The organism is Pseudomonas sp. UM16 (assembly GCF_050312595.1).
In the GTDB taxonomy this organism is placed as follows: domain Bacteria; phylum Pseudomonadota; class Gammaproteobacteria; order Pseudomonadales; family Pseudomonadaceae; genus Aquipseudomonas.
This window is the reverse complement of sequence record NZ_JBNPJT010000008.1, coordinates 136,424-155,201: the sequence shown is the minus strand read 5'-3', so window position 1 is coordinate 155,201 and position 18,778 is coordinate 136,424. Positions and strand designations below refer to the sequence as shown.

18 protein-coding genes are annotated in these 18,778 nt (G+C 61.0%); 10 read left to right on the top strand and 8 right to left on the bottom strand.

The window, feature by feature from the left end; all coding sequences use genetic code 11:
• Positions 1-40 precede the first annotated feature (40 nt).
• Positions 41-781, bottom strand: coding sequence for a DUF2076 domain-containing protein (locus ACQRAX_RS11650; RefSeq protein ID WP_412040248.1), 741 nt, complete (start codon positions 779-781; stop codon positions 41-43).
• 154 nt (positions 782-935) lie between these two features.
• On the opposite strand from ACQRAX_RS11650, the gene ACQRAX_RS11645 reads away from it, so the two are divergent.
• Positions 936-1,604, top strand: a complete 669-nt coding sequence (locus ACQRAX_RS11645; RefSeq protein ID WP_412040247.1) for a hypothetical protein — start codon at positions 936-938, stop codon at positions 1,602-1,604.
• 53 nt (positions 1,605-1,657) lie between these two features.
• Here ACQRAX_RS11645 and hrpB read toward each other — a convergent pair whose 3' ends face one another.
• Positions 1,658-4,186, bottom strand: coding sequence for an ATP-dependent helicase HrpB (gene hrpB / locus ACQRAX_RS11640; RefSeq protein ID WP_412040246.1), 2,529 nt, complete (start codon positions 4,184-4,186; stop codon positions 1,658-1,660).
• 118 nt (positions 4,187-4,304) lie between these two features.
• Between hrpB and ACQRAX_RS11635 the strand changes: the two genes are divergently transcribed.
• The gene (locus ACQRAX_RS11635; RefSeq protein ID WP_412040245.1) at positions 4,305-4,724 is read left to right on the top strand and encodes a polyribonucleotide nucleotidyltransferase; all 420 of its coding nucleotides are present in this window, start codon (positions 4,305-4,307) and stop codon (positions 4,722-4,724) included.
• 24 nt (positions 4,725-4,748) lie between these two features.
• Positions 4,749-5,621: a cation diffusion facilitator family transporter gene (locus tag ACQRAX_RS11630; RefSeq protein WP_412040244.1), complete on the top strand. Its 873-nt coding sequence runs from the start codon at positions 4,749-4,751 to the stop codon at positions 5,619-5,621.
• Between the two features lie 14 nt (positions 5,622-5,635).
• On the opposite strand, the gene ACQRAX_RS11625 is transcribed toward ACQRAX_RS11630, so the two are convergent.
• Complete coding sequence (locus tag ACQRAX_RS11625) at positions 5,636-6,142, bottom strand: hypothetical protein (protein WP_412040243.1); 507 nt, start codon at positions 6,140-6,142, stop codon at positions 5,636-5,638.
• Between the two features lie 408 nt (positions 6,143-6,550).
• Here ACQRAX_RS11625 and ACQRAX_RS11620 point away from each other — a divergent pair, with 408 nt between their 5' ends.
• Together ACQRAX_RS11620 and ACQRAX_RS11615 are read left to right on the top strand one after the other, a co-directional pair.
• The gene (locus tag ACQRAX_RS11620) at positions 6,551-7,027 is read left to right on the top strand and encodes an Lrp/AsnC family transcriptional regulator (RefSeq protein ID WP_045182667.1); all 477 of its coding nucleotides are present in this window, start codon (positions 6,551-6,553) and stop codon (positions 7,025-7,027) included.
• A 55-nt stretch (positions 7,028-7,082) separates the two neighbouring features.
• Entirely contained in the window at positions 7,083-7,286 is a 204-nt protein-coding gene (locus ACQRAX_RS11615) for a DUF2788 domain-containing protein (protein ID WP_045182665.1), read from the top strand.
• Here ACQRAX_RS11615 and ACQRAX_RS11610 read toward each other — a convergent pair.
• From ACQRAX_RS11610 to ACQRAX_RS11595, 4 genes are all read right to left on the bottom strand, one after another.
• Complete coding sequence (locus ACQRAX_RS11610) at positions 7,283-7,912, bottom strand: pseudouridine synthase (RefSeq protein ID WP_412040242.1); 630 nt, start codon at positions 7,910-7,912, stop codon at positions 7,283-7,285. The two genes, ACQRAX_RS11615 and ACQRAX_RS11610, sit on opposite strands and share 4 nt — an antisense overlap.
• 6 nt (positions 7,913-7,918) lie before the next feature.
• Positions 7,919-9,424, bottom strand: coding sequence for an AMP nucleosidase (gene amn, locus ACQRAX_RS11605; RefSeq protein ID WP_412040328.1), 1,506 nt, complete (start codon positions 9,422-9,424; stop codon positions 7,919-7,921).
• A gap of 32 nt (positions 9,425-9,456) precedes the next feature.
• On the bottom strand, positions 9,457-11,109 hold the full coding sequence (locus tag ACQRAX_RS11600; RefSeq protein ID WP_412040241.1) for an acyl-CoA dehydrogenase family protein: 1,653 nt from the start codon (positions 11,107-11,109) through the stop codon (positions 9,457-9,459).
• 81 nt (positions 11,110-11,190) lie between these two features.
• Positions 11,191-13,173, bottom strand: coding sequence for a sensor histidine kinase (locus tag ACQRAX_RS11595; RefSeq protein ID WP_412040240.1), 1,983 nt, complete (start codon positions 13,171-13,173; stop codon positions 11,191-11,193).
• A gap of 264 nt (positions 13,174-13,437) precedes the next feature.
• Here ACQRAX_RS11595 and ACQRAX_RS11590 point away from each other — a divergent pair, with 264 nt between their 5' ends.
• The 4 genes from ACQRAX_RS11590 to ACQRAX_RS11575 all read left to right on the top strand — a co-directional run bounded on the left by ACQRAX_RS11590 (position 13,438) and on the right by ACQRAX_RS11575 (position 16,904).
• Positions 13,438-14,235, top strand: a complete 798-nt coding sequence (locus ACQRAX_RS11590; protein ID WP_045182864.1) for a hydroxymethylpyrimidine/phosphomethylpyrimidine kinase — start codon at positions 13,438-13,440, stop codon at positions 14,233-14,235.
• 15 nt (positions 14,236-14,250) lie between these two features.
• The gene (gene thiE / locus ACQRAX_RS11585) at positions 14,251-14,877 is read left to right on the top strand and encodes a thiamine phosphate synthase (protein ID WP_412040239.1); all 627 of its coding nucleotides are present in this window, start codon (positions 14,251-14,253) and stop codon (positions 14,875-14,877) included.
• A 15-nt stretch (positions 14,878-14,892) separates the two neighbouring features.
• Positions 14,893-16,179, top strand: coding sequence for a glutamate-1-semialdehyde 2,1-aminomutase (hemL, locus tag ACQRAX_RS11580; RefSeq protein ID WP_412040238.1), 1,287 nt, complete (start codon positions 14,893-14,895; stop codon positions 16,177-16,179).
• A 176-nt stretch (positions 16,180-16,355) separates the two neighbouring features.
• Complete coding sequence (locus tag ACQRAX_RS11575; RefSeq protein ID WP_412040237.1) at positions 16,356-16,904, top strand: tetratricopeptide repeat protein; 549 nt, start codon at positions 16,356-16,358, stop codon at positions 16,902-16,904.
• A gap of 9 nt (positions 16,905-16,913) precedes the next feature.
• On the opposite strand, the gene ACQRAX_RS11570 is transcribed toward ACQRAX_RS11575, so the two are convergent.
• Positions 16,914-17,240, bottom strand: coding sequence for a DUF1820 family protein (locus ACQRAX_RS11570; protein ID WP_038606593.1), 327 nt, complete (start codon positions 17,238-17,240; stop codon positions 16,914-16,916).
• Positions 17,241-17,369: 129 nt separating this feature from the next.
• On the opposite strand from ACQRAX_RS11570, the gene miaB reads away from it, so the two are divergent.
• Positions 17,370-18,698: a tRNA (N6-isopentenyl adenosine(37)-C2)-methylthiotransferase MiaB gene (gene miaB / locus ACQRAX_RS11565; RefSeq protein WP_412040236.1), complete on the top strand. Its 1,329-nt coding sequence runs from the start codon at positions 17,370-17,372 to the stop codon at positions 18,696-18,698.
• Positions 18,699-18,778 lie beyond the last annotated feature (80 nt).

Here is an 18,778-nt window from a genome sequence, read left to right as displayed (position 1 = left end):
GCCCAGTATGCCAGCCTGGAAGCGGTGCGGGTATGTGCGCTCAGACGAAGCTGTCATCGCCGTCGAAAAAACTGCCGTCGTCGCTGCCGTAATCAGTGTCCATGAAACCACCCTGATCGTTGCCGTAGTCGCTGTTGTCAGCGGTCAGACGCTGATCCTCATTGCTGCCCCAGCCACCGCTATCGCTGGCAGATGCGGGTTCTTCCTTGATCACCTCGACCACTTCTTCTGGTTGCGAGTTATGGTTGAACAAGCTGCTGATGCCTTGGGCCAACATGACGCCACCCGCCACCCCGGCAGCGGTTTGCAGTGCGCCACCAAGGAAACTGCTGGCGCCACCGCGTGGCGCCTGGACAGGCGCTGCGCTAAAGCCCTGCTGCCCAGCTGCACCAGGCTGATTGAACGAGCGCGACGGCTCACGCCAGCCGCCACCGCTTGGGGCACTGGTCGGCGCTTGCGAGCGCAGCGGCTGCGGATCGCGAGCACCACTGCCGAAGATACTCGAAAGAAAACCGCCACTGTTGCTCGGTGCGGTAGCCGCGACTTGTGCTTTAGCCTGCTTCAGTTCGGCCTGCAGCTGTTTGTTCTGCTCGTCCAGACGCTTGAGTGCAGCCTCCTGAACCAGGATCGCCTGGGCCATGTAATAAGGTGCCGACGGTTGCTGTCGCAGGTGCTCGGCAATCCGCGCCTGGGCCTGAGCATCACGAGGCACGGCCGGGTCTTCGGCCTGCCTGAGTCGGCCGAACAGGCCATCGATCAGGGTTTGTTCTTCACTGTTCATGGGCAACCTCACACAAAAGCCGGAGAATTCAGGTTCACTGAAAATGGGGTGCCAGGGCCGTGGATTCAACACAAGGCGCGATGAAACTTTCTTCAGGTTAGGGGCCAGCTGGGCTAAAGTTACGCCCTGCTTTTTACCCATACGATATCGACCGATGAATCCGCTCAGTGTTTTGCGTGACTCCCTGTATTTCTTCCGCCGCCACCTGCTGAGCATCGTCCAGCTGTGCCTACCCCTGGTGGTGCTCGAAGCGTTGTTCACCCAGTTGCTCTACCAGCAACTGGGCAAGGACGCGTCACAGGCCTATGGCATGCTCGCCAGCCTGTTGTTCTACCCACTGTACAGTGCAGCATTGATCCTCTACCTCGACACCCGCAGCAACGGTTATACCCCGCTCAAGCGCAACCTGCTGGCCATGGCCCTGCGCCTGTGGCCATCGTTCGCCTTGATGGTGATGCTCAGCTCGTTGCTGATCATGGCCGGTGCGGCGCTGTTCATCCTTCCGGGGATCTGGGTGATGGTCAATCTGGTGTTTGCCGAGTACCTGCTGGTGCTGCGCGGCCTGCCACCGATTGCTGCGATGCGCGAAAGCTTCCAGATGACCACCGGCAATTTCTGGCGGATCTTCAGCTGCATCCTCGGCGTGCTTGCTCCATTGTGGCTGATCGATGGCCTGAGCCAAATGCTGGTTCCTGAACCGTCGGCGCTGGTGCAACTGGCATTGGACAGCGGCAACAGCTTCCTGCAGTTATTCAGTACGGTGGTGATGTTCCGCCTGTTCATGCTGATCAGCGAACCTGCCGAGCAGTCGCCAGCGCCCTGAACCAGGCTGGAAGGCTACCCGAAACACCAGCAAACGCTTCGGGTAGCGATTCGTCAGGTTTTCCTTGGCTTTGCCCGGGCCGTGGCCTCGGCCACCAAAGGATCATCCGGCCAATAGTGTTTCGGATAGCGACCCTTCAGGTCTTTCTTCACTTCGGCATAGGTCGTGCGCCAGAAATTGGCCAGGTCCTGGGTCACTTGGACCGGACGACGCGCCGGCGATAACAGGTGCAGCAGCACTTGCTGGCGGCCTTGAGCAATACGCGGGGTGTCGGCAAGGCCGAACAACTCCTGCAGGCGCACGGCAAGAATTGGCGGCGTGGCGCTGTAATCGATACGGATGTTCGACCCCGACGGCACACTCAGGTGTGTCGGCGCCCATTCATCCAGACGCTGAGGCAAGGGCCAGGGCAGCAGGTTGCGCAAGATCGACGCCAGGTCGAGTTGGGCGAAATGGCTCAGGCGCGTGACTTTACCCAGGTAGGGTTGTAGCCAGTCCGCCAAGGTCGCCAACAACGCGCAATCACTCAGGTCGGGCCAATCACTGCTGCTGCCGGCCTGCAGATCCAGCTGACGTAACAACGCCACCCGCGCCTGCCACTGGCGCAGCTCCGGGGTCCAGGACAGCAGCTCCAAGCCCTTTCGCCGTACCAGCTCCAACAGTGCTCGGGCACGGGCATCTTCGTCCAGACCGGTCAACGGCTCGCGGCTGAGCACCAGTTCACCGACTTTGCGCTGACGCTCGGCGCGCAGCACGTTTTCGCGCTCGTCCCAATCGAGGATGTCCAGGCTGCGCACTTGCTCGGCCAGCACCCCGTCGAACAGTGCCGGATCGAATTCGGCGGCCAAATAGATACGTTCCTCACGTTGGCCCTGACGGCTGCCTAGATCGGCGACCACCAGCCACGGGCACTTCATCAGCGCATCGGGCTCGCCAAACTGCGCCGCGCGGCCATTGGCCAAGCGGTATTCACCGCCGCCGGCGCGCCGCTGCTGGGCAACCCGGTCCGGATAGGCCAGCGCCAACAGAGCTCCCAGCCAGCGCGGATGCTCAGGGTCGACAACGGCTGAGCGCGCGCTGCCACGCAGGTAACCGCGATACTGCCGAGCCAACTGTCGGGCACGCTGTACCCCGCCCTGCCCGCCTTTGCTCGTGCGGGTGTCTCCACTGAGCAAGGCCAAACGGTTGTGCAGATCTGCGCCACCACCGCGCAGAATATCGCGCTCACCGAGTAACGCGGCCACCTCACAAGCCATGCCTGCCAGGCCCAGGTCCTGACCACGCAACAACAGATGCGCGATGCGCGGATGCGCTGGCAATTCGGCCATGGCCTGACCGTGGTCACTGAGGTTGTCTTGGCTGTCAGCTTTGAACGCGCCCAAGCGCTGCAACAAGTCCAGGGCTTGCGCGAAGGCGGCGGCAGGTGGCAGGTCTAGCCAGTGCAGTTGATCAGGCGTGACGCCCCAACGCGAAAGCTGCAAAGCCAGCCCGGCAAGATCCGCCTGGAGGATTTCTGCTGTGCCATAGGCGGCGAGTTGATCGTGCTGGGCCTCGGACCACAGCCGATAGCACACGCCCGGTTCAAGACGCCCGGCACGACCAGCACGCTGGGTGGCACTGGCGCGAGAAATACGCTGGGTGTCGAGCCGGGTCATGCCACTGCCTGGATCAAATCGCGGCACCCGCGCCAGCCCGGCATCCACCACCACTCGTACGCCGTTGATGGTCAGGCTGGTTTCGGCGATGTTGGTGGCCAGCACCACCTTGCGCTTACCTACGGCTGGAGTATCGATGGCTGCACGCTGGGCGTTGAGGTCCAGCTCACCGTGCAAGGGGCACAGGAGTATGTCCTGGCGATCGCCCAGCGCCTCCTGCAACTGCTGGTGGACCCGACGGATTTCTGCCTGGCCAGGCAGAAACACCAACAAGCTGCCTGACTCATCGGCAATAGCCTGCAACACGCAACCAACCACCCGCGGCTCGATAAATTCGCCTGGCTGAAATGGCCGCCCCCAGCGCACGTCGACCGGGTACATGCGCCCTTCACTGCTGATAACTGGCGCGTCTGCCAGCAAACGCGACAAACGTTCGCCTTCGAGTGTAGCCGACATCAACAGGATCTTCAGCGGCGGGTCATCTCGCAGCAGTTCTCGCCCATTGAGGCTCAAGGCCAGAGCCAGGTCTGCATCAAGGCTTCGCTCATGGAATTCATCGAAAATCAGCAGACCAACGCCCTCCAGTGCAGGGTCGGCTTGCAGGCGACGGGTCAAGATACCTTCGGTCACTACTTCGATGCGGGTAGTGGGGCCGACCTTGCTGTCCAGACGAATTCGATAACCGACGGTTTGCCCGACCTGCTCACCCAGCTCACTGGCCAGACGTTCTGCGGCAGCCCGCGCCGCCAGGCGCCGTGGTTCGAGCATGAGAATGGACTGCCCAGCCAGCCATGGTTCATTGAGCAGCGCCAGCGGCACACGTGTGGTCTTACCCGCGCCTGGCGGCGCTTCCAGCACAGCTTCATGGCGCAGGCTCAACGCTTCACGCAAGGCTGGAAGTACGGCATCGATAGGTAACGAAATCATGGTAGCCCTCAAACAATGCGCCGAGTATAACGGCGAACCGAGTCCGGCCTATCATGGTCTTAGCTATAGATACCGGCTCATAGCCTGTATCGTTGCGGCCCTCATCCCGGAGATTTTCATGCGTATTCCTTCTCGTGTCGTTGGCAGCGTTCTGGTTGCCACCCTGCTGACCCAATTAACGGCCTGTGGCACGATCTTCTACCCTGACCGACGCGGCCAGATTGAGGGCAAGATCGACCCGGTGGTCGCCGCCATGGACGCCATCGGTATCTTGTTCTATGTGCTTCCGGGCCTAATTGCTTTCGGTGTCGACTTCGCCACCGGCGCTATCTACTTGCCAGGGGGCAAATCGGCTCAGGTTGCTCCAGAAAAACTCAACCAGGCAATCAGCGCCGACGGCAAGGTCGACAGGAACAAACTGCAGGCCATCCTCGAAAGCGAACTGGGCCAGCGCTTGCCGCTGAACGACCCGCGCCTGATCATGCATAAGGGCAGTGTTGAACAACTGGCGATGTACGGCCTCAAGCCCACCGCCTAATACGCACAGGAAGCCACCACCCGCATGACATCTTCAGCTGAACATCAACGCCTGCTGCGCCTGGCCACCCGCGCATCGCTGGCGGTGGCCAGTATCCTCGTCCTGACTAAGGCAGTGGCCTGGTGGCTCAGTGGCTCAGTCAGCCTGCTGGCTGGCTTGACCGACTCGGCTCTCGACGGCGTTGCTTCGTTCCTCAACTTGCTTGCCGTGCATTACGCCTTGCGGCCGGCCGATGACGATCACCGTTACGGGCATGGCAAGGCTGAAGCTATGGCAGGCATGGCCCAGGCGCTGTTCATTGGTGTCAGTGCCGTGCTGATTGGCGTACAAGCAGTAGAGCGTTTGCAGAACCCGCAACCGCTGGGGGACACCTCCATCGGTATCGCCGTGATGCTGCTGTCATTAGCGTTGACGGTGGCGTTACTGATGCTTCAGGCCCGGGTAGTACGGGTTACCGGCTCTACCGCAGTGCGTGCCGATTCCCTGCATTACCGCTCCGACTTGTTGCTCAATGCCAGCATCCTGGTCGCTCTCGTGCTCGCACGGTTCGGCTGGCCGCAACTGGATGCCTTCTTCGGTTTGGGCATTGCCTTGTACATCCTCTGGAGCGCACTACAGATCGCCCGGGAAAGCACGGCGATCCTGATGGATCAGGAGCTCCCTGGCGATATCAGTGAGCGAATGCTCGCGCTGGCCTGTAGCGTACCCGGGGTGCGCGGTGCACATGACTTGCGCACCCGGGTATCAGGGAGCCATTGGTTCGTGCAGGTGCACCTGGAATTGCCTGGCGACTTGCCGCTGACTCAGGCCCATGCCCTGTGTGACCAGGCAGCGGCGGCAATCCATGGCAGGTATCCGAAGGCAGAAGTGCTGGTGCATGCCGATCCGGTGACCTGAAACGCCCACAAGGTTCAATTGACGCTGTATCCCCGGCCATTCAGACAGGCACCTTGCGCCCGCCGGTAGCTGTCCATCACCTGCGCTGCTGGCGCATAGCGCGCCGACGCCGGGTCGAAGCCAGTCTGCTGCAGCGCCCAGCGATGGCAATCATAGCGGTCACGGTCCAGTTGCTGCCGGCTCTGCCCTGAAGCCGGGTAGACCATCAGCTCATAGGGCGGTGTCACCACCACATAACGCGGGCCTTGCGGACGATACCAATAGCCATTGGAGTAGAGATACTCATGCCCGGCGTATGGCACCTGCCAATATGGATCAGCAAAGTGCTCGATGACATGCCCGGGGCGGTAGCGATCATGGCGCCGAGGGATGTCCTGGTAATATCCGGTGCGCGGTTCCTGGGTCTGACGCACCTCATCCGGGCGTGACTGCAGCGGTGAGGCGCCCTGCTCTTCGGCCAACACCGGCAGGCTGCTGCATGACAACCCTATCCCGAGCAGGTACCAGATAGTCGACTTCATGCTGTTCCTCTGAGCATGTTGAAGGTGGCCTGGGTGAATCTACCAGGCTGTCTGACATGAGGTATCGGCCGCATAAGGAAAAAACGCAGGCAATAAAAAAGGGAGACCTTGAGGTCTCCCTTTGAGAATTTTGTCCGTGCTCGACGCTTGTGACGTCGGCTCACCTCACGCTGTCTTGTGAACAGTGTGTAGCCCGGGGGCCGAGCACAACCCGGTTGGGTTGCTGGCCGCAGCTGCCCCGATAGGGCCAGCTGCACTGGACTGATGTCCGGGCAGTGATTCTGGGTGTAAGCATAGGGCTAGAGCGGCGACAGCGGATTGCGAAGATTGCTCAATCAAATACCGCTTGCGCAATTTTTACCTAAAGATTGATAATTCAACGCAATTGAAACAGAAAAGGCATGTTCCATGAGCAAACTGGACCGCTACGACCTGAGCATTCTTGCCGAACTGCAACGCGATGCACGTATCTCCAACCAGGAATTGGCCGAACGCATTGGCCTGTCGCCCTCACCCTGCTCGCGCCGGGTCAAGCAACTGGAAGATGACGGCTACATCGCCCGCCAAGTGGCCTTGCTGGACCGCAAGAAGCTGGGATTGAGCCTCACCGCTTATGTACTGATCGGCATGGACCGCCACACTCCCGAACGTTTCGAAGCGTTCGAAACAGCTATCCGCAACCTGCCACAGGTGCTTGAATGCAGCTTGGTCACCGGGATGGATGCCGACTACCAGCTCAAGGTTGTAGTACCGGACATGGATCACTATCAGAAGCTGCTGCTGGGCCACCTGACCCGCATTGAAGGCGTCACCAGCGTACGCTCGAGCTTTGTGCTCAATCAGGTGCTGGCCAGTACCGAACTACCGTTGACGCACCTGCGTTAGTCAGACCTGCAAGCGAGGCGTATAATCGCGCGCCTCAACTTGCCGGAGAGTATCGATGGATCCTGCGTTGTTCGAAGAGTGGATGATGACCATCCTGGTCACCATCCTGATTGGTTTCATGGGTTTTATCGTCTGGGACCTGGCGAAAAAATCCAAGGCCGGCAAGTTCGGCACTTTTATCCTGTTTTTCGTCCTCGGCCTGGGTATCCTCGCCTTCATCATCAAAAGCGTGGTGATTGGCTACATCGAAGGCGTCTAGCGTCTGGCTGGCACTTCCCGCCACTGCCCCTGGCCAAGACCTTCCAAGGTCCAGTCGCCGATCCGCACCCGAACCAGGCGCAGGGTCGGCAGACCGACGGCGGCGGTCATGCGCCGTACCTGACGGTTACGCCCTTCCTTGATCACCAATTCCAGCCAGCTGGTTGGCACGCTTTTGCGAAAGCGTACCGGCGGGTTGCGTGGCCATAGCTGCGGTTCTTCAAGCTGCCGGGCCTGGGCAGGCAAGGTGGGGCCGTCGTTGAGCTCGACGCCATCGCGCAAACGCTGCAATTGTTCCTCGCTTACCTCGCCCTCAACCTGCACCCAATACGTTTTCGCCAGTTTATGCTTGGGGTCGGCAATGCGCGCCTGGAGCTGGCCGTCATTGGTCAACAACAGCAAGCCTTCACTGTCACGATCCAGACGCCCGGCCGGATAGACGCCGGGAATATCAATGAAGTCCTTGAGGGTCGCACGCCCTTCGCCATCACTGAACTGGGTCAGGACGTCAAAAGGCTTGTTGAACAGGATCAACCGCGGCTCGGCCGGCGGCGCCTTGGGTTGGCGCCGCGGACCGGCGGGTTTGGCCGCGGGTTTACGCGGCTTGGAGCGTGGGGGTAACGGCATGGGGCCTCAGCGGAACGGCGGCTCGTCAAAACTGCGCAGTTTACGCGAGTGCAACGAATGCAGCTCGGTGCGCAGCAAGTCGAGGGCGGCGATACCGATTTTCAGGTGCTGGCTGACGGCCCGATTGTAGAAGGCATTCGCTGCACCTGGCAGCTTGATCTCACTGTGCAACGGCTTGTCGGAAACACAGAGCAAGGTCCCATACGGTACCCGCAAGCGGTAACCCTGGGCAGCGATAGTGCCGCTTTCCATGTCGACCGCCACCGCACGCGACAGGTTGATCAGCGGCCGCTCCTGGGCCCAGCGCAACTCCCAGTTACGATCATCGTAGGTCAGCACGGTGCCGGTACGCAGGCGTTTCTTCAACTCCTCGCCGCGCTCGCCGGTGACTTGCGCAGCCGCTTCCTGCAATGCCAGTTGGACTTCGGCGAGGGCTGGAATCGGGATATGTGGCGGCACCACCCGATCAAGAATGCCATCACGGCGCATGTACGCGTGGGCCAGCACGTAGTCGCCAATGGTCTGCGACTGCCGCAAGCCGCCACAGTGACCGATCATCAACCAGCAATGCGGGCGCAGAACCGCCAGGTGGTCGGTGATGTTCTTGGCGTTGGACGGGCCGACGCCGATGTTGACCAGGGTGATGCCATCGCCATCGGCGGCGATCAAGTGATAGGCCGGCATCTGATAGCGATGCCAGACCACCCCCGCCACCAACGCCTGTGCCTCGCCGTTGTCCATGGCCTTTTCAATGATCACATTGCCCGGCAGCACCATGCGTACAAAGCGTGGATCGTCACGCAGCTGCTCCAGGCCATGGCTAACGAACTGGTCGACATAGCGGTGGTAGTTGGTCAACAGGATCCAGGGCTGCACGTGGCGCCAGTCGCTGCCGGTGTAGTGCACCAACCGGCGCAGGGAAAAGTCCACCCGCGCCGCGTCGAACAGTGCCAGCGGCAATGGGTCGACATTAGCCCAGTCGTACAGACCATCGGCGATGCCATCGGTGGCGGCCGACAGATCAGTGCTGGGGAATACCCGTGCCAGCGCCGCGGCGGTGATACCGGTACCGGCCAGTTCATCACCCTGCTCGACCACATAGGGATAGGGAATGTTCTGCTGGCTGACACCGACTTCGACGGTGACGGTAAAGTCGCGCATCAGCGGCTTGAGCTGCTCCAGCAGATAGCCACGGAAAGCGCCGGGATGGGTGACGGTAACACTGTAGGTGCCCGGCAACTGGACCTTGGCGTAGGCGCGGGTAATCGCTGGCACCTCACCATGGTACTGATAGGTCAGGCGCAGTTCCGGGTAGCGAAACAACGCGCGCTCTTGGGCAGTGGGTTCGGTGCGGTCCTTGAGGTAGCGTTTGAGCGCCAGGCTCAAGGCCACAGTGGATTGCTCGTGCAGGCTGGCCAAACGATCGACAGCCTGCTCGGCGGTTTCTACGACAACGAAGGCTTCATCAGTACGGCTCACAATGTACTTCCTGTCTGACATGCATGCGCCCATCTTGCCTATATATTCAGGCAAAGGCACGCATGTTAGAGCGGCCAGTTCGGCGTCGAGCGTGCCACCAGTTCGCCAACATCGATGCCCCGTGGCAGCACGCCATAGACGCGACCACTGCCGCCCAGGCGGCTGCCGATAAAGGCATCGCTGACTGTGGCATTACCGGCCTCAAGCAACAGCTTGGCCTGCAAGCCCAAAGCAATGTCTTCGGTGAGCTGCCGGGCGCGGTACTGGATATCGCCAGTGTCGGCAAATGCCGCCTTGAGATTGCCAATGTGTGCGGCCAGCCGTGGATCGCCATGCCCGTCGCCAAGTTCATCGAAAAGCACATCAAGCACACCTGGCTCCTTGGACAGGGCGCGCAGCACGTCCAGGCACTGGACATTGCCCGAGCCTTCCCAGGTCGAGTTGACCGGCGCCTCGCGGTACAAGCGCGGCAGAATACTGTCTTCGACATAACCAGCGCCGCCCATGCACTCGGCGGCTTCGTTGATCATCGCTGGCGCACGCTTGCAGATCCAGTACTTGCCCACCGCCGTGACCAGACGTGAGAAACGCACTTGCTGCGGGTCATCCGGCTGATCCAGGGCATGCCCCATGCGCAGGCTCAGGGCCAGCGCCGCTTCACTTTCCAGGGCCAGGTCAGCCAGTACATTCTGCATCAACGGTTGCTCAGCAAGCAGGCGCCCCCCGACCTGGCGATGGGCACAGTGGTGCGCCGCCTGGGTCAGAGCCTGGCGCATCAGCGCGCTGGAGCCAACCATGCAATCGAAACGGGTCATCGCCACCATTTCAATGATGGTCGGCACCCCACGGCCTTCCTCGCCAATCATCCAGGCCAGGGCACCGCGAAACTCCACTTCACTGGAGGCGTTGGAACAATTGCCGAGCTTGTTCTTCAGGCGCTGAATGTAGAACTGGTTGCGACTGTCATCCGGGCGATGGCGCGGCAGCAGGAAACAGCTCAGGCCCTTGTCGGTTTGCGCCAGGGTCAGGAATGCGTCGCACATCGGCGCCGAACAGAACCATTTATGCCCAACCAGCTCGTACGCCTGCCCCGGCCCTGGTGCTCCCACGGGATAGGCACGCGTGGTGTTGGCACGCACGTCAGTGCCGCCCTGCTTCTCGGTCATAGCCATACCCAGAGTCACCCCGGCCTTGTGCCGGTCGCCGACGTTGCGTGGGTCGTACTCGGTGGCAAGCACCTTGGGTAACCAATACTCGGCCAGTTCCGGCTGCAATTTGAGCGCCGGCACGGCGGCAAAGGTCATGGTCAGAGGGCAGCCGCTGCCCGCTTCGGCCTGACTGTGCAGGTAGGTCATCGAGGCCCGGGCCACATGAGCCCCTGGGCGCGGATCGGTCCAGGGTAGCGACGGCAAACCGTGCTCGATGGCCGTGCGCATCAGTTCATGGTAGGCCGGATGAAACTCCACCAGGTCGATTCGATGCCCATAGCGGTCATGACTGCTGAATTGCGGTTTGTGCTGATTGGCCAGGAACCCTGCTGCCATCAATGGTCCGCCGGCCAGTGCCCCATACGCATCAATCCGCGCCTCAGCCCAACCCGCCCCATAGTGCCGCGACCATTGCTGCAATGGCAGGTCGATGCGATAGAGGTTGGCGCCATCCAGCGCTGGCGGCTGGTTGGTGACTTCATGGGTTTCAGCGTACTGGTGCAGGTTCATCAGGGGCCTCCTGGATCTGACGTGACTGAAATTTCAGTGAATCACGCCCCGCCCCCCGGTCAAAGTGACAAAAACGCCTAACTAGCCGCGATTTAGCCCTGGCCTGGCCAGTGCATGGGGTTGGCTCAAGGCCAGGCTCAAGCCCAGTTCGAAGCGACTGCCCTGCCCTGGGTTGGACTCATGCTGTAGGCGCGCACCGATGAGTTCAGCCAGTTGCCGACAAATTGCCAAGCCGATCCCCAAGCCACCGTATTGGCGGCTCATCGAACCATCGACCTGGAAAAAACGTTGATACAGCCCCGGCTCGGCCAGGCGGTCGAAACCAATGCCACTGTCACTGACGCTGATAGTCAGGCCGAGCAGGTCCGGCCCCTGTAAACGCCCACGAACCTGTAGCATCACGCCGCCCTGATGGGTGAACTTGATCCCGTTGTCGAGCAGGTAACTGATGCACAGCGCCAGTTTATGCCGGTCTCCTACCAACATCTCAGGCAAATCGGCTGGCGTGTCGAGTGTCAGGTACAAGCCCTTGCTCAATGCCGCGGCGGCATACTTGGCACGCAGTTCCTGCAACAGGCTGCGCAGGCCAAACGGCGCATTCTGCGCACTCAAACGCCCGGCCTGCAGTTCGGTAAGGATAAGAATGTCGTCGACCATGCCCATCATGTCTTGGGCGGCGGAGCTGGCGGTGTGCTGGTAATGCGCCAACTCGCCGCCCATGGGCACGGTCTGCATCAGCTCCAGCGAACCGATCACGCCGTTCATCGGCGTGCGCAGCTCGTGGGTCACGGTGGCGAGGAACTCATCCTTCAAACGGTTGCTGTTGGCCAATTGCTGGTTGAGCACTTCCAGCGCCCGCCCGGTATCGCGCAGGGCCTGGGCCTGTTGATTGCGCATGCTGTTGATGCGATCGGCCAGTGCCAGCGACAGCAGGCACACCTCCAATGCCGAACCGATCTGGCTGGCGTACATGGTCAGGAACACATTGGGCAGGTAGCCGAGCACCATCAAGGTGTTGAGCAAACCACCGAGCAGGAAGGCCGTCCAGGCAATAATGAAGTAACGTGCCACCCGCAGGCCACGCCACCAGGCGTACACCCCAGCGGCAAAGATAGTCACGGTGAACAACAGGGCCAGGGCAGTTGCCAGGCGCAGCGCAATGCCGTAACTGCTAATCAGCGACAGCAACATGACCAGGCCGCCACTGGCCATCAACACCTTGAGCAGGCCATCAAAGGCACGACTGTGCTGGGCCATTTGCAGGAAGCTACGGGCGAACTGGCAACCAAACAATCCCGATGCGCCAATGAACAGTGGCGTCGCTGCGTTCGCCCACCAGGGATTATCAGGCCAGAAGTACGCCACTCCAGCGCCGTTGACGGACACCTGGTAAAGGCCGAAGGAGGCGATATAGAGGATGTAATAGAGGTAGCTGGTGTCGCGCACACTAAGGTAGATGAACAGGTTGTAGACCAACATCCCCAGCAGCACGCCATAGATCAGGCCGAGGACATATAGACGGGTCGGCTGCGCCTCCAGATAGGCATCGGTGGACCACAAGGTCAACGGCGCCTGCACCGACCCCTGGCTGTGCAAGCGTAAATAGGCGGTAGTGGTTTGCCCTGGATTGAAGGGCAGCTCGAACAGGTAGTTGTTCTGCTCGATCTGGCGGCTGGCATAAGGCAGTGCGTCGCCGGTGCGCTGCGCCAGACGGAAGTTGCCGGCACTGTCAGGCAAGTAGAGTTCCAGATGATCGAGCGGCGGGTAGGCCAACTCCAGCAACCAGCTGCGCGACCCGGCGTCGGGCAAGGCGGTGTAACGCAGGTCCAGCCGGATCCAGAACACCGAGGCCGAGTAACCGGCATTCAATACATCAGCGTGGTGGGGGCGGAAATGCTCGCTGAACGCCGGAGCGCTCACCTGCGCAATGCTGGCATTGCCCTCACGGTCCTCGAACACCTGCATCACCCGCCCCAAGGGCAGGCTGCGCGTTGAGTCGTCGAAATCGACCGCTGTGGCCAGAAGTGGCAACCAGCTCAGCACAACAATCAGCAAATAGCGCATACCGCCCCAGCATGGTCTGTTCCGGTCGTGTCGCGGTGGCCTCCTGTCCGTTTGAGGCGACGCGATCCAGAGTAACCGTTATCGGTTTATTCGAGCACTCTAGCATAGCTTTTCAGGGCTGCCAGAAGCCACTTAAAATTTTAAACTGAAGGCTCTAGCACGGTACTTTCAGCACTAACAAAAACATTTTCCTGACCACTTGATCAAAAAAGCTTGGCGCCGGGGCAGACCCGACAAAAGCGTTTGGTGGTAAGCTCGCGCACCATGAATACCTACAGCTCCCGCCCCGTTGTCCTCTGTCTCTCCGGCCACGACCCCAGTGGCGGCGCCGGCTTGCAGGCAGATATCGAAGCCCTGATCGCCCAAGGTTGTCATGCCGCTCCCGCCGTGACCGCCCTGACCGTGCAGGATACCGTCAATGTTAGTGACTTTCGCGTGCTCGACCGCGAGTGGGTGCTGGCCCAAGCCAACGCCGTACTTGCCGATTCGACGGTAGCGGCGGTCAAGCTGGGCATGCTCGGCTCACTGGAAATGGTCGACACCGTGGTCGAACTGCTCAGTGCCCATCCGCATCTGCCGTTGGTCTGCGACCCGGTGCTGCGCGCTGGCGGCGGTGGCCGCCTGGGCAAAGACGAAGTCGGCTATGCCATGCGCGAACGACTCTTGCCACTGGCGACCATCGCTACCCCGAACCTGCCCGAAGCGCGCATTCTGGCCGAGTTGCCTGAAGGCACGGCGGACGAGTGCGCAGAAAAGCTGCTGCCGTTTGTCAGACACCTGCTGATCACTGGCGGTCACGGTGACGAGCACGAAATCCACAACCGCCTGTACAGCCGCGACGGTCAGCGTCACACCTGGACCTGCCAGCGCCTGCCGGGCAGCTACCACGGCTCGGGTTGCACCCTGGCCAGCACCCTGGCCGGTCGTCTGGCCCTTGGCGAACAATTGCAAAGCGCCGTACGCTCGGCCCTGGACTACACCTGGCGCACCCTGCGCGATGCCGAACAACTGGGCAAAGGCCAATTCGTGCCGCGTCGCCTGCCCCTGGATTTCTGCTCCTGAGCCTGAGGCCCCTAGATGAAACTACGCGGTCTGTACGCCATCACCGACAGCCAACTGCTGGCCGGCAAGTTTCTTCCCTATGTCGAAGCTGCCCTCGAGGGCGGCGTGACGTTGCTGCAGTACCGTGACAAAAGCCAGGACGAGGCCCGTCGTTTGCGCGAGGCCGAAGCCCTGACTGAACTCTGTGCGCGCTACAAGACCCGCCTGATCATCAACGACGATGCCGAGCTGGCTGCGCGCCTGGGCGTTGGCGTCCACCTCGGCCAGACCGACGGCCCGCTGACCCCGGCACGTACCCTGCTTGGCCGCGACGCGATCATCGGTTCGACCTGCCACGCCCAACTGGAGCTGGCCGAACAGGCCGCCCGCGAAGGTGCCAGCTATGTCGCCTTCGGCCGTTTCTTCAATTCTGTGACCAAGCCGGGCGCGCCAGCCGCGGATACCGCGTTACTGGAAAAAGCCCGCACCCGGCTCAAACTGCCGATTTGCGTGATCGGCGGCATCACCCTCGACAACGCCGCCCCACTGGTCGCCCATGGCGCCGACCTGCTGGCGGTGATTCACGGCCTGTTCGGCGTCGACAGCACGCAGGAAGTTACCCGCCGTGCCCGCGCCTTCAACGCCCTGTTCGCATCTGCCTGATTGAGAGAGCCCATCATGTCTCGTTCCGAAACCTTGTTCGCCAACGCCCAGAAACACATCCCCGGAGGCGTCAACTCGCCAGTGCGGGCGTTCAAGAGCGTTGGCGGCACACCGCTGTTCTTCAAACATGCCGAAGGTGCCTACGTCACCGACGAAGACGACAAGCGCTACGTTGACTATGTCGGCTCCTGGGGCCCGATGATCCTTGGCCATAGCCACCCGGACGTGCTGGATTCGGTGCGCAAGCAGCTTGATCACGGCTTGTCCTACGGCGCACCGACGGCCATGGAAACCGAGATGGCTGACCTGGTCTGTTCGATCGTGCCGTCGATGGAAATGGTGCGCATGGTCAGCTCCGGCACCGAAGCGACCATGAGCGCCATTCGCCTGGCCCGCGGCTACACCGGCCGTGACAGCATCATCAAGTTCGAAGGCTGCTACCACGGTCACTCCGACAGCCTGTTGGTGAAAGCCGGCTCCGGCCTGCTGACCCAAGGCGTGCCAAGCTCCGCTGGCGTACCGGCGGCGTTTGCCAAGCACACCCTGACCCTGCCGTTCAACGACATCGGCGCCGTCGAGCAAATGCTCGCAGAAGTCGGTCAGGAAGTGGCGTGCATCATCGTTGAGCCGGTGGCTGGCAACATGAACTGCGTGCCCCCGGCACCTGGGTTCCTCGAAGGCCTGCGCAGCCTGTGTGACCAGCACGGCGTGGTATTGATTTTCGATGAAGTGATGACCGGTTTTCGTGTTGCCCTGGGCGGCGCACAAGCGCATTACGGGGTGACTCCGGACCTGTCGACCTTCGGTAAGATCGTCGGCGGCGGCATGCCGGTGGGCTGCTTCGGTGGCAAGCGCGCAATCATGGAGCAGATCGCCCCGCTGGGCCCGGTCTACCAAGCCGGCACCCTGTCGGGCAACCCACTGGCCATGGCCGCCGGCCTGACCACCCTGAAACTGATCAGCCGCCCAGGCTTCCACGACGAACTCAGCGCCTACACCAGCCGCCTGCTCGATGGCCTGCAGCAGCGCGCCGATGCCGCCAGCATTCCGTTCGTCACCACCCAGGCCGGCGGCATGTTCGGCCTGTACTTCAGCGGTGCTGACGACATCGTTACCTTTGAAGATGTGATGGCCAGCGATGCTGAGCGCTTCAAGCGCTTCTTCCACCTGATGCTCGAAGGCGGCGTGTACCTGGCGCCAAGCGCCTTTGAGGCTGGTTTCACCTCGATCGCTCACGGCGAAATCGAGCTGCAGATCACCCTGGATGCCGCAGAGCGGGCATTCGCCAAGCTCAAGGATTGATCCTGTCAGGGCTGCTTTCGCAGCCCATCGCCGGCAAGGCCGGCTCCCACAGGAATCCGCTGTGGGAGCTGGCGAAGCAGAAAATCGAGTAAAGACTTTGTAAGGTAGGCGTTGCTTATCCCATAATGTGCCACCAGACACTTTGGCCGCAGCTTTGCAGAGGTAAGTCGATCCCCATGAACCGCACCGGCCGCGCCCTCGCTCTGGGCTGCCTGTTGCTTCTTCAGCCCCTGCTGGCCTTGGCAGGCGGTAACTCGTTGCTGATTCCAGCAACGGGCCGCTGCACCCTCAATTCCCAGCCTGAAGACCTGCCTCAAGCCTTGGCCACCTGCCAGAAGGCGGCGCAGGAAGGTGATGCACAAGCTCAATACGAGCTCGGTGAGTTCTATTACGAAGGCACCAACACCCCACGCGACCTCAAGCAAGCCCTGAGCTACTTCGAGCAAGCCTCGCTGCAAGGCCACGCCCAAGCCCAGTACCGTCTGGGTACCATGTTCTTCAAGGGTGAAGGTGTTGCGGCCAACAACGTGCAGGCCTACATCGTGCTGAAAATGGCTGCCGTCAACGGTGCCGAAGAAGCCCTGGACCTGGCCGACGAAGTCTCCGAGCAAATGCCGCGTGAAGACCTGGAAGTGGCAACTCAGGTTCTCGGGCAAATCTTTCGCAAATACCTGCTGGAACTGCAGACCGCCGAAGGGCGTACACCCTTCTCGCCACTCCCCTGAATTCCCGGCTTACTTTTCCGGCATTGGCATCGGAAACGGCATTACGTTGCTGACCCCGCGAGCCTCACTGATCTTTGGCGTGCCCAAGCGCTCTACCTCATCAATGCGCACAATCGAGTGCATCGGCACAAAGCTGCGCACCACGCCTTCAAATTGCGCCTTGAGCTTTTCCTCGCTCGGATCGACCACCACCTGAGTGCGTTCGCCGAAGACAAATTCTTCAATTTCAAGAAAGCCCCACAGATCACTTTGGTAGATCTGCTTGGCATACATCTCGAATACCTGACCCTGGTTGAGAAAGATCACTTTGTAGATCGGAGCTTCGCGTTTGGTCATTTCGGCGGGGACAGTCACAGGTTGTAAAGAAAGGGCAAACTATAACATAGCGCCCGGACCGAGAACGCTAGGATCCATCGTCCTACCCCCCTATAATGTGCGGTTCTTCGAATTACCTGATGATCTCCCATGGCCAAGAAGCTTTACATCGAAACCCACGGTTGCCAGATGAACGAGTACGACAGCTCGCGCATGGTCGACCTGCTGGGTGAACATCAAGCCCTGGAGGTCACCGCGCGTGCCGAAGACGCCGATGTGATCCTGCTCAACACCTGCTCGATCCGCGAGCGCGCCCAGGACCGGGTGTACTCCCAGTTGGGCCGCTGGCGCGAACTGAAAGACCTGAAGCCGGACATGGTCATCGCCGTCGGCGGTTGCGTGGCCAGCCAGGAAGGCGAGTCGATCCGCAAGCGCGCACCCTATGTCGACGTGGTGTTCGGCCCGCAAACACTGCACCGCCTGCCCGAAATGATCGACGCCGCACGCACCACGCGCCTGCCTCAGGTCGACGTGTCGTTCCCGGAAATCGAAAAATTCGACCACCTGCCCGAGCCCCGCATCGATGGCCCAACCGCCTATGTCTCGGTCATGGAAGGGTGCAGCAAATACTGCACGTTCTGCGTAGTGCCCTATACCCGTGGCGAAGAAGTCAGCCGACCGTTCGACGACGTACTGGCAGAAGTCATCCACCTGGCCGAAAACGGTGTACGTGAGATCACCTTGCTGGGGCAGAACGTCAACGGTTACCGAGGTCAGACCCACGATGGTCGCCTGGCCGATCTGGCCGAGCTGATCCGGGTGGTGGCAGCCGTCGATGGCATTGACCGCATTCGCTATACCACCTCGCACCCACTGGAGTTTTCCGACAGTCTGATCCAGGCCCACGCCGAGGTTCCGGAACTGGTCAAGCACCTGCACTTGCCGGTGCAATCGGGCTCCGACCGCGTATTGGCTGCGATGAAACGCAACCACACTGTCCTTGAGTACAAGTCCAAGCTACGCAAACTCAAGGCTGCGGTGCCAGGGATCTGCATCAGCTCGGACTTCATCGTTGGCTTCCCGGGTGAAACCGAAAAAGACTTCGAACAGACCATGAAGCTGGTGGCCGATGTCGGTTTCGACTTTTCCTACTCTTTCGTCTATAGCCAGCGCCCGGGCACTCCAGCCTCTGACCTGCCCGACGAGACCACGGAAGAGGTGAAAAAAGAGCGGCTCAAGGCCCTGCAGCATCGCCTCGATACCCAAGGCTTCGAGATCAGCCGACAAATGGTCGGCACGGTCCAGCGCATCCTCGTCACCGACTACTCGCGCCGCGATCCCGGCCAACTGCAGGGGCGCACCGAGAATAACCGTATCGTCAACTTCCGCTGCGACAATCCGAAGCTGATCGGCCAGTTCGTCGACATCCATATCGACGACGCTCGCCCGCATTCGCTGTTTGGCTCGCTAGCACATTGACCTGTCCTGCCGGGCCTGATTACAGGCCCGGCGACCCTTGATCGTTTCAGCGCTTTCGCCCTGCAGCGGCTAGGGTTATC

Coding starts and splice junctions, on each gene's coding strand:
- ACQRAX_RS11650 (WP_412040248.1), bottom strand. CDS start 781: ATGAACAGTGAAGAACAAACCCTGATCGATGGCCTGTTCGGCCGACTC.
- ACQRAX_RS11645 (WP_412040247.1), top strand. CDS start 936: ATGAATCCGCTCAGTGTTTTGCGTGACTCCCTGTATTTCTTCCGCCGC.
- hrpB (WP_412040246.1), bottom strand. CDS start 4,186: ATGATTTCGTTACCTATCGATGCCGTACTTCCAGCCTTGCGTGAAGCG.
- ACQRAX_RS11635 (WP_412040245.1), top strand. CDS start 4,305: ATGCGTATTCCTTCTCGTGTCGTTGGCAGCGTTCTGGTTGCCACCCTG.
- ACQRAX_RS11630 (WP_412040244.1), top strand. CDS start 4,749: ATGACATCTTCAGCTGAACATCAACGCCTGCTGCGCCTGGCCACCCGC.
- ACQRAX_RS11625 (WP_412040243.1), bottom strand. CDS start 6,142: ATGAAGTCGACTATCTGGTACCTGCTCGGGATAGGGTTGTCATGCAGC.
- ACQRAX_RS11620 (WP_045182667.1), top strand. CDS start 6,551: ATGAGCAAACTGGACCGCTACGACCTGAGCATTCTTGCCGAACTGCAA.
- ACQRAX_RS11615 (WP_045182665.1), top strand. CDS start 7,083: ATGGATCCTGCGTTGTTCGAAGAGTGGATGATGACCATCCTGGTCACC.
- ACQRAX_RS11610 (WP_412040242.1), bottom strand. CDS start 7,912: ATGCCGTTACCCCCACGCTCCAAGCCGCGTAAACCCGCGGCCAAACCC.
- amn (WP_412040328.1), bottom strand. CDS start 9,424: ATGGGCGCATGCATGTCAGACAGGAAGTACATTGTGAGCCGTACTGAT.
- ACQRAX_RS11600 (WP_412040241.1), bottom strand. CDS start 11,109: ATGAACCTGCACCAGTACGCTGAAACCCATGAAGTCACCAACCAGCCG.
- ACQRAX_RS11595 (WP_412040240.1), bottom strand. CDS start 13,173: ATGCGCTATTTGCTGATTGTTGTGCTGAGCTGGTTGCCACTTCTGGCC.
- ACQRAX_RS11590 (WP_045182864.1), top strand. CDS start 13,438: ATGAATACCTACAGCTCCCGCCCCGTTGTCCTCTGTCTCTCCGGCCAC.
- thiE (WP_412040239.1), top strand. CDS start 14,251: ATGAAACTACGCGGTCTGTACGCCATCACCGACAGCCAACTGCTGGCC.
- hemL (WP_412040238.1), top strand. CDS start 14,893: ATGTCTCGTTCCGAAACCTTGTTCGCCAACGCCCAGAAACACATCCCC.
- ACQRAX_RS11575 (WP_412040237.1), top strand. CDS start 16,356: ATGAACCGCACCGGCCGCGCCCTCGCTCTGGGCTGCCTGTTGCTTCTT.
- ACQRAX_RS11570 (WP_038606593.1), bottom strand. CDS start 17,240: ATGACCAAACGCGAAGCTCCGATCTACAAAGTGATCTTTCTCAACCAG.
- miaB (WP_412040236.1), top strand. CDS start 17,370: ATGGCCAAGAAGCTTTACATCGAAACCCACGGTTGCCAGATGAACGAG.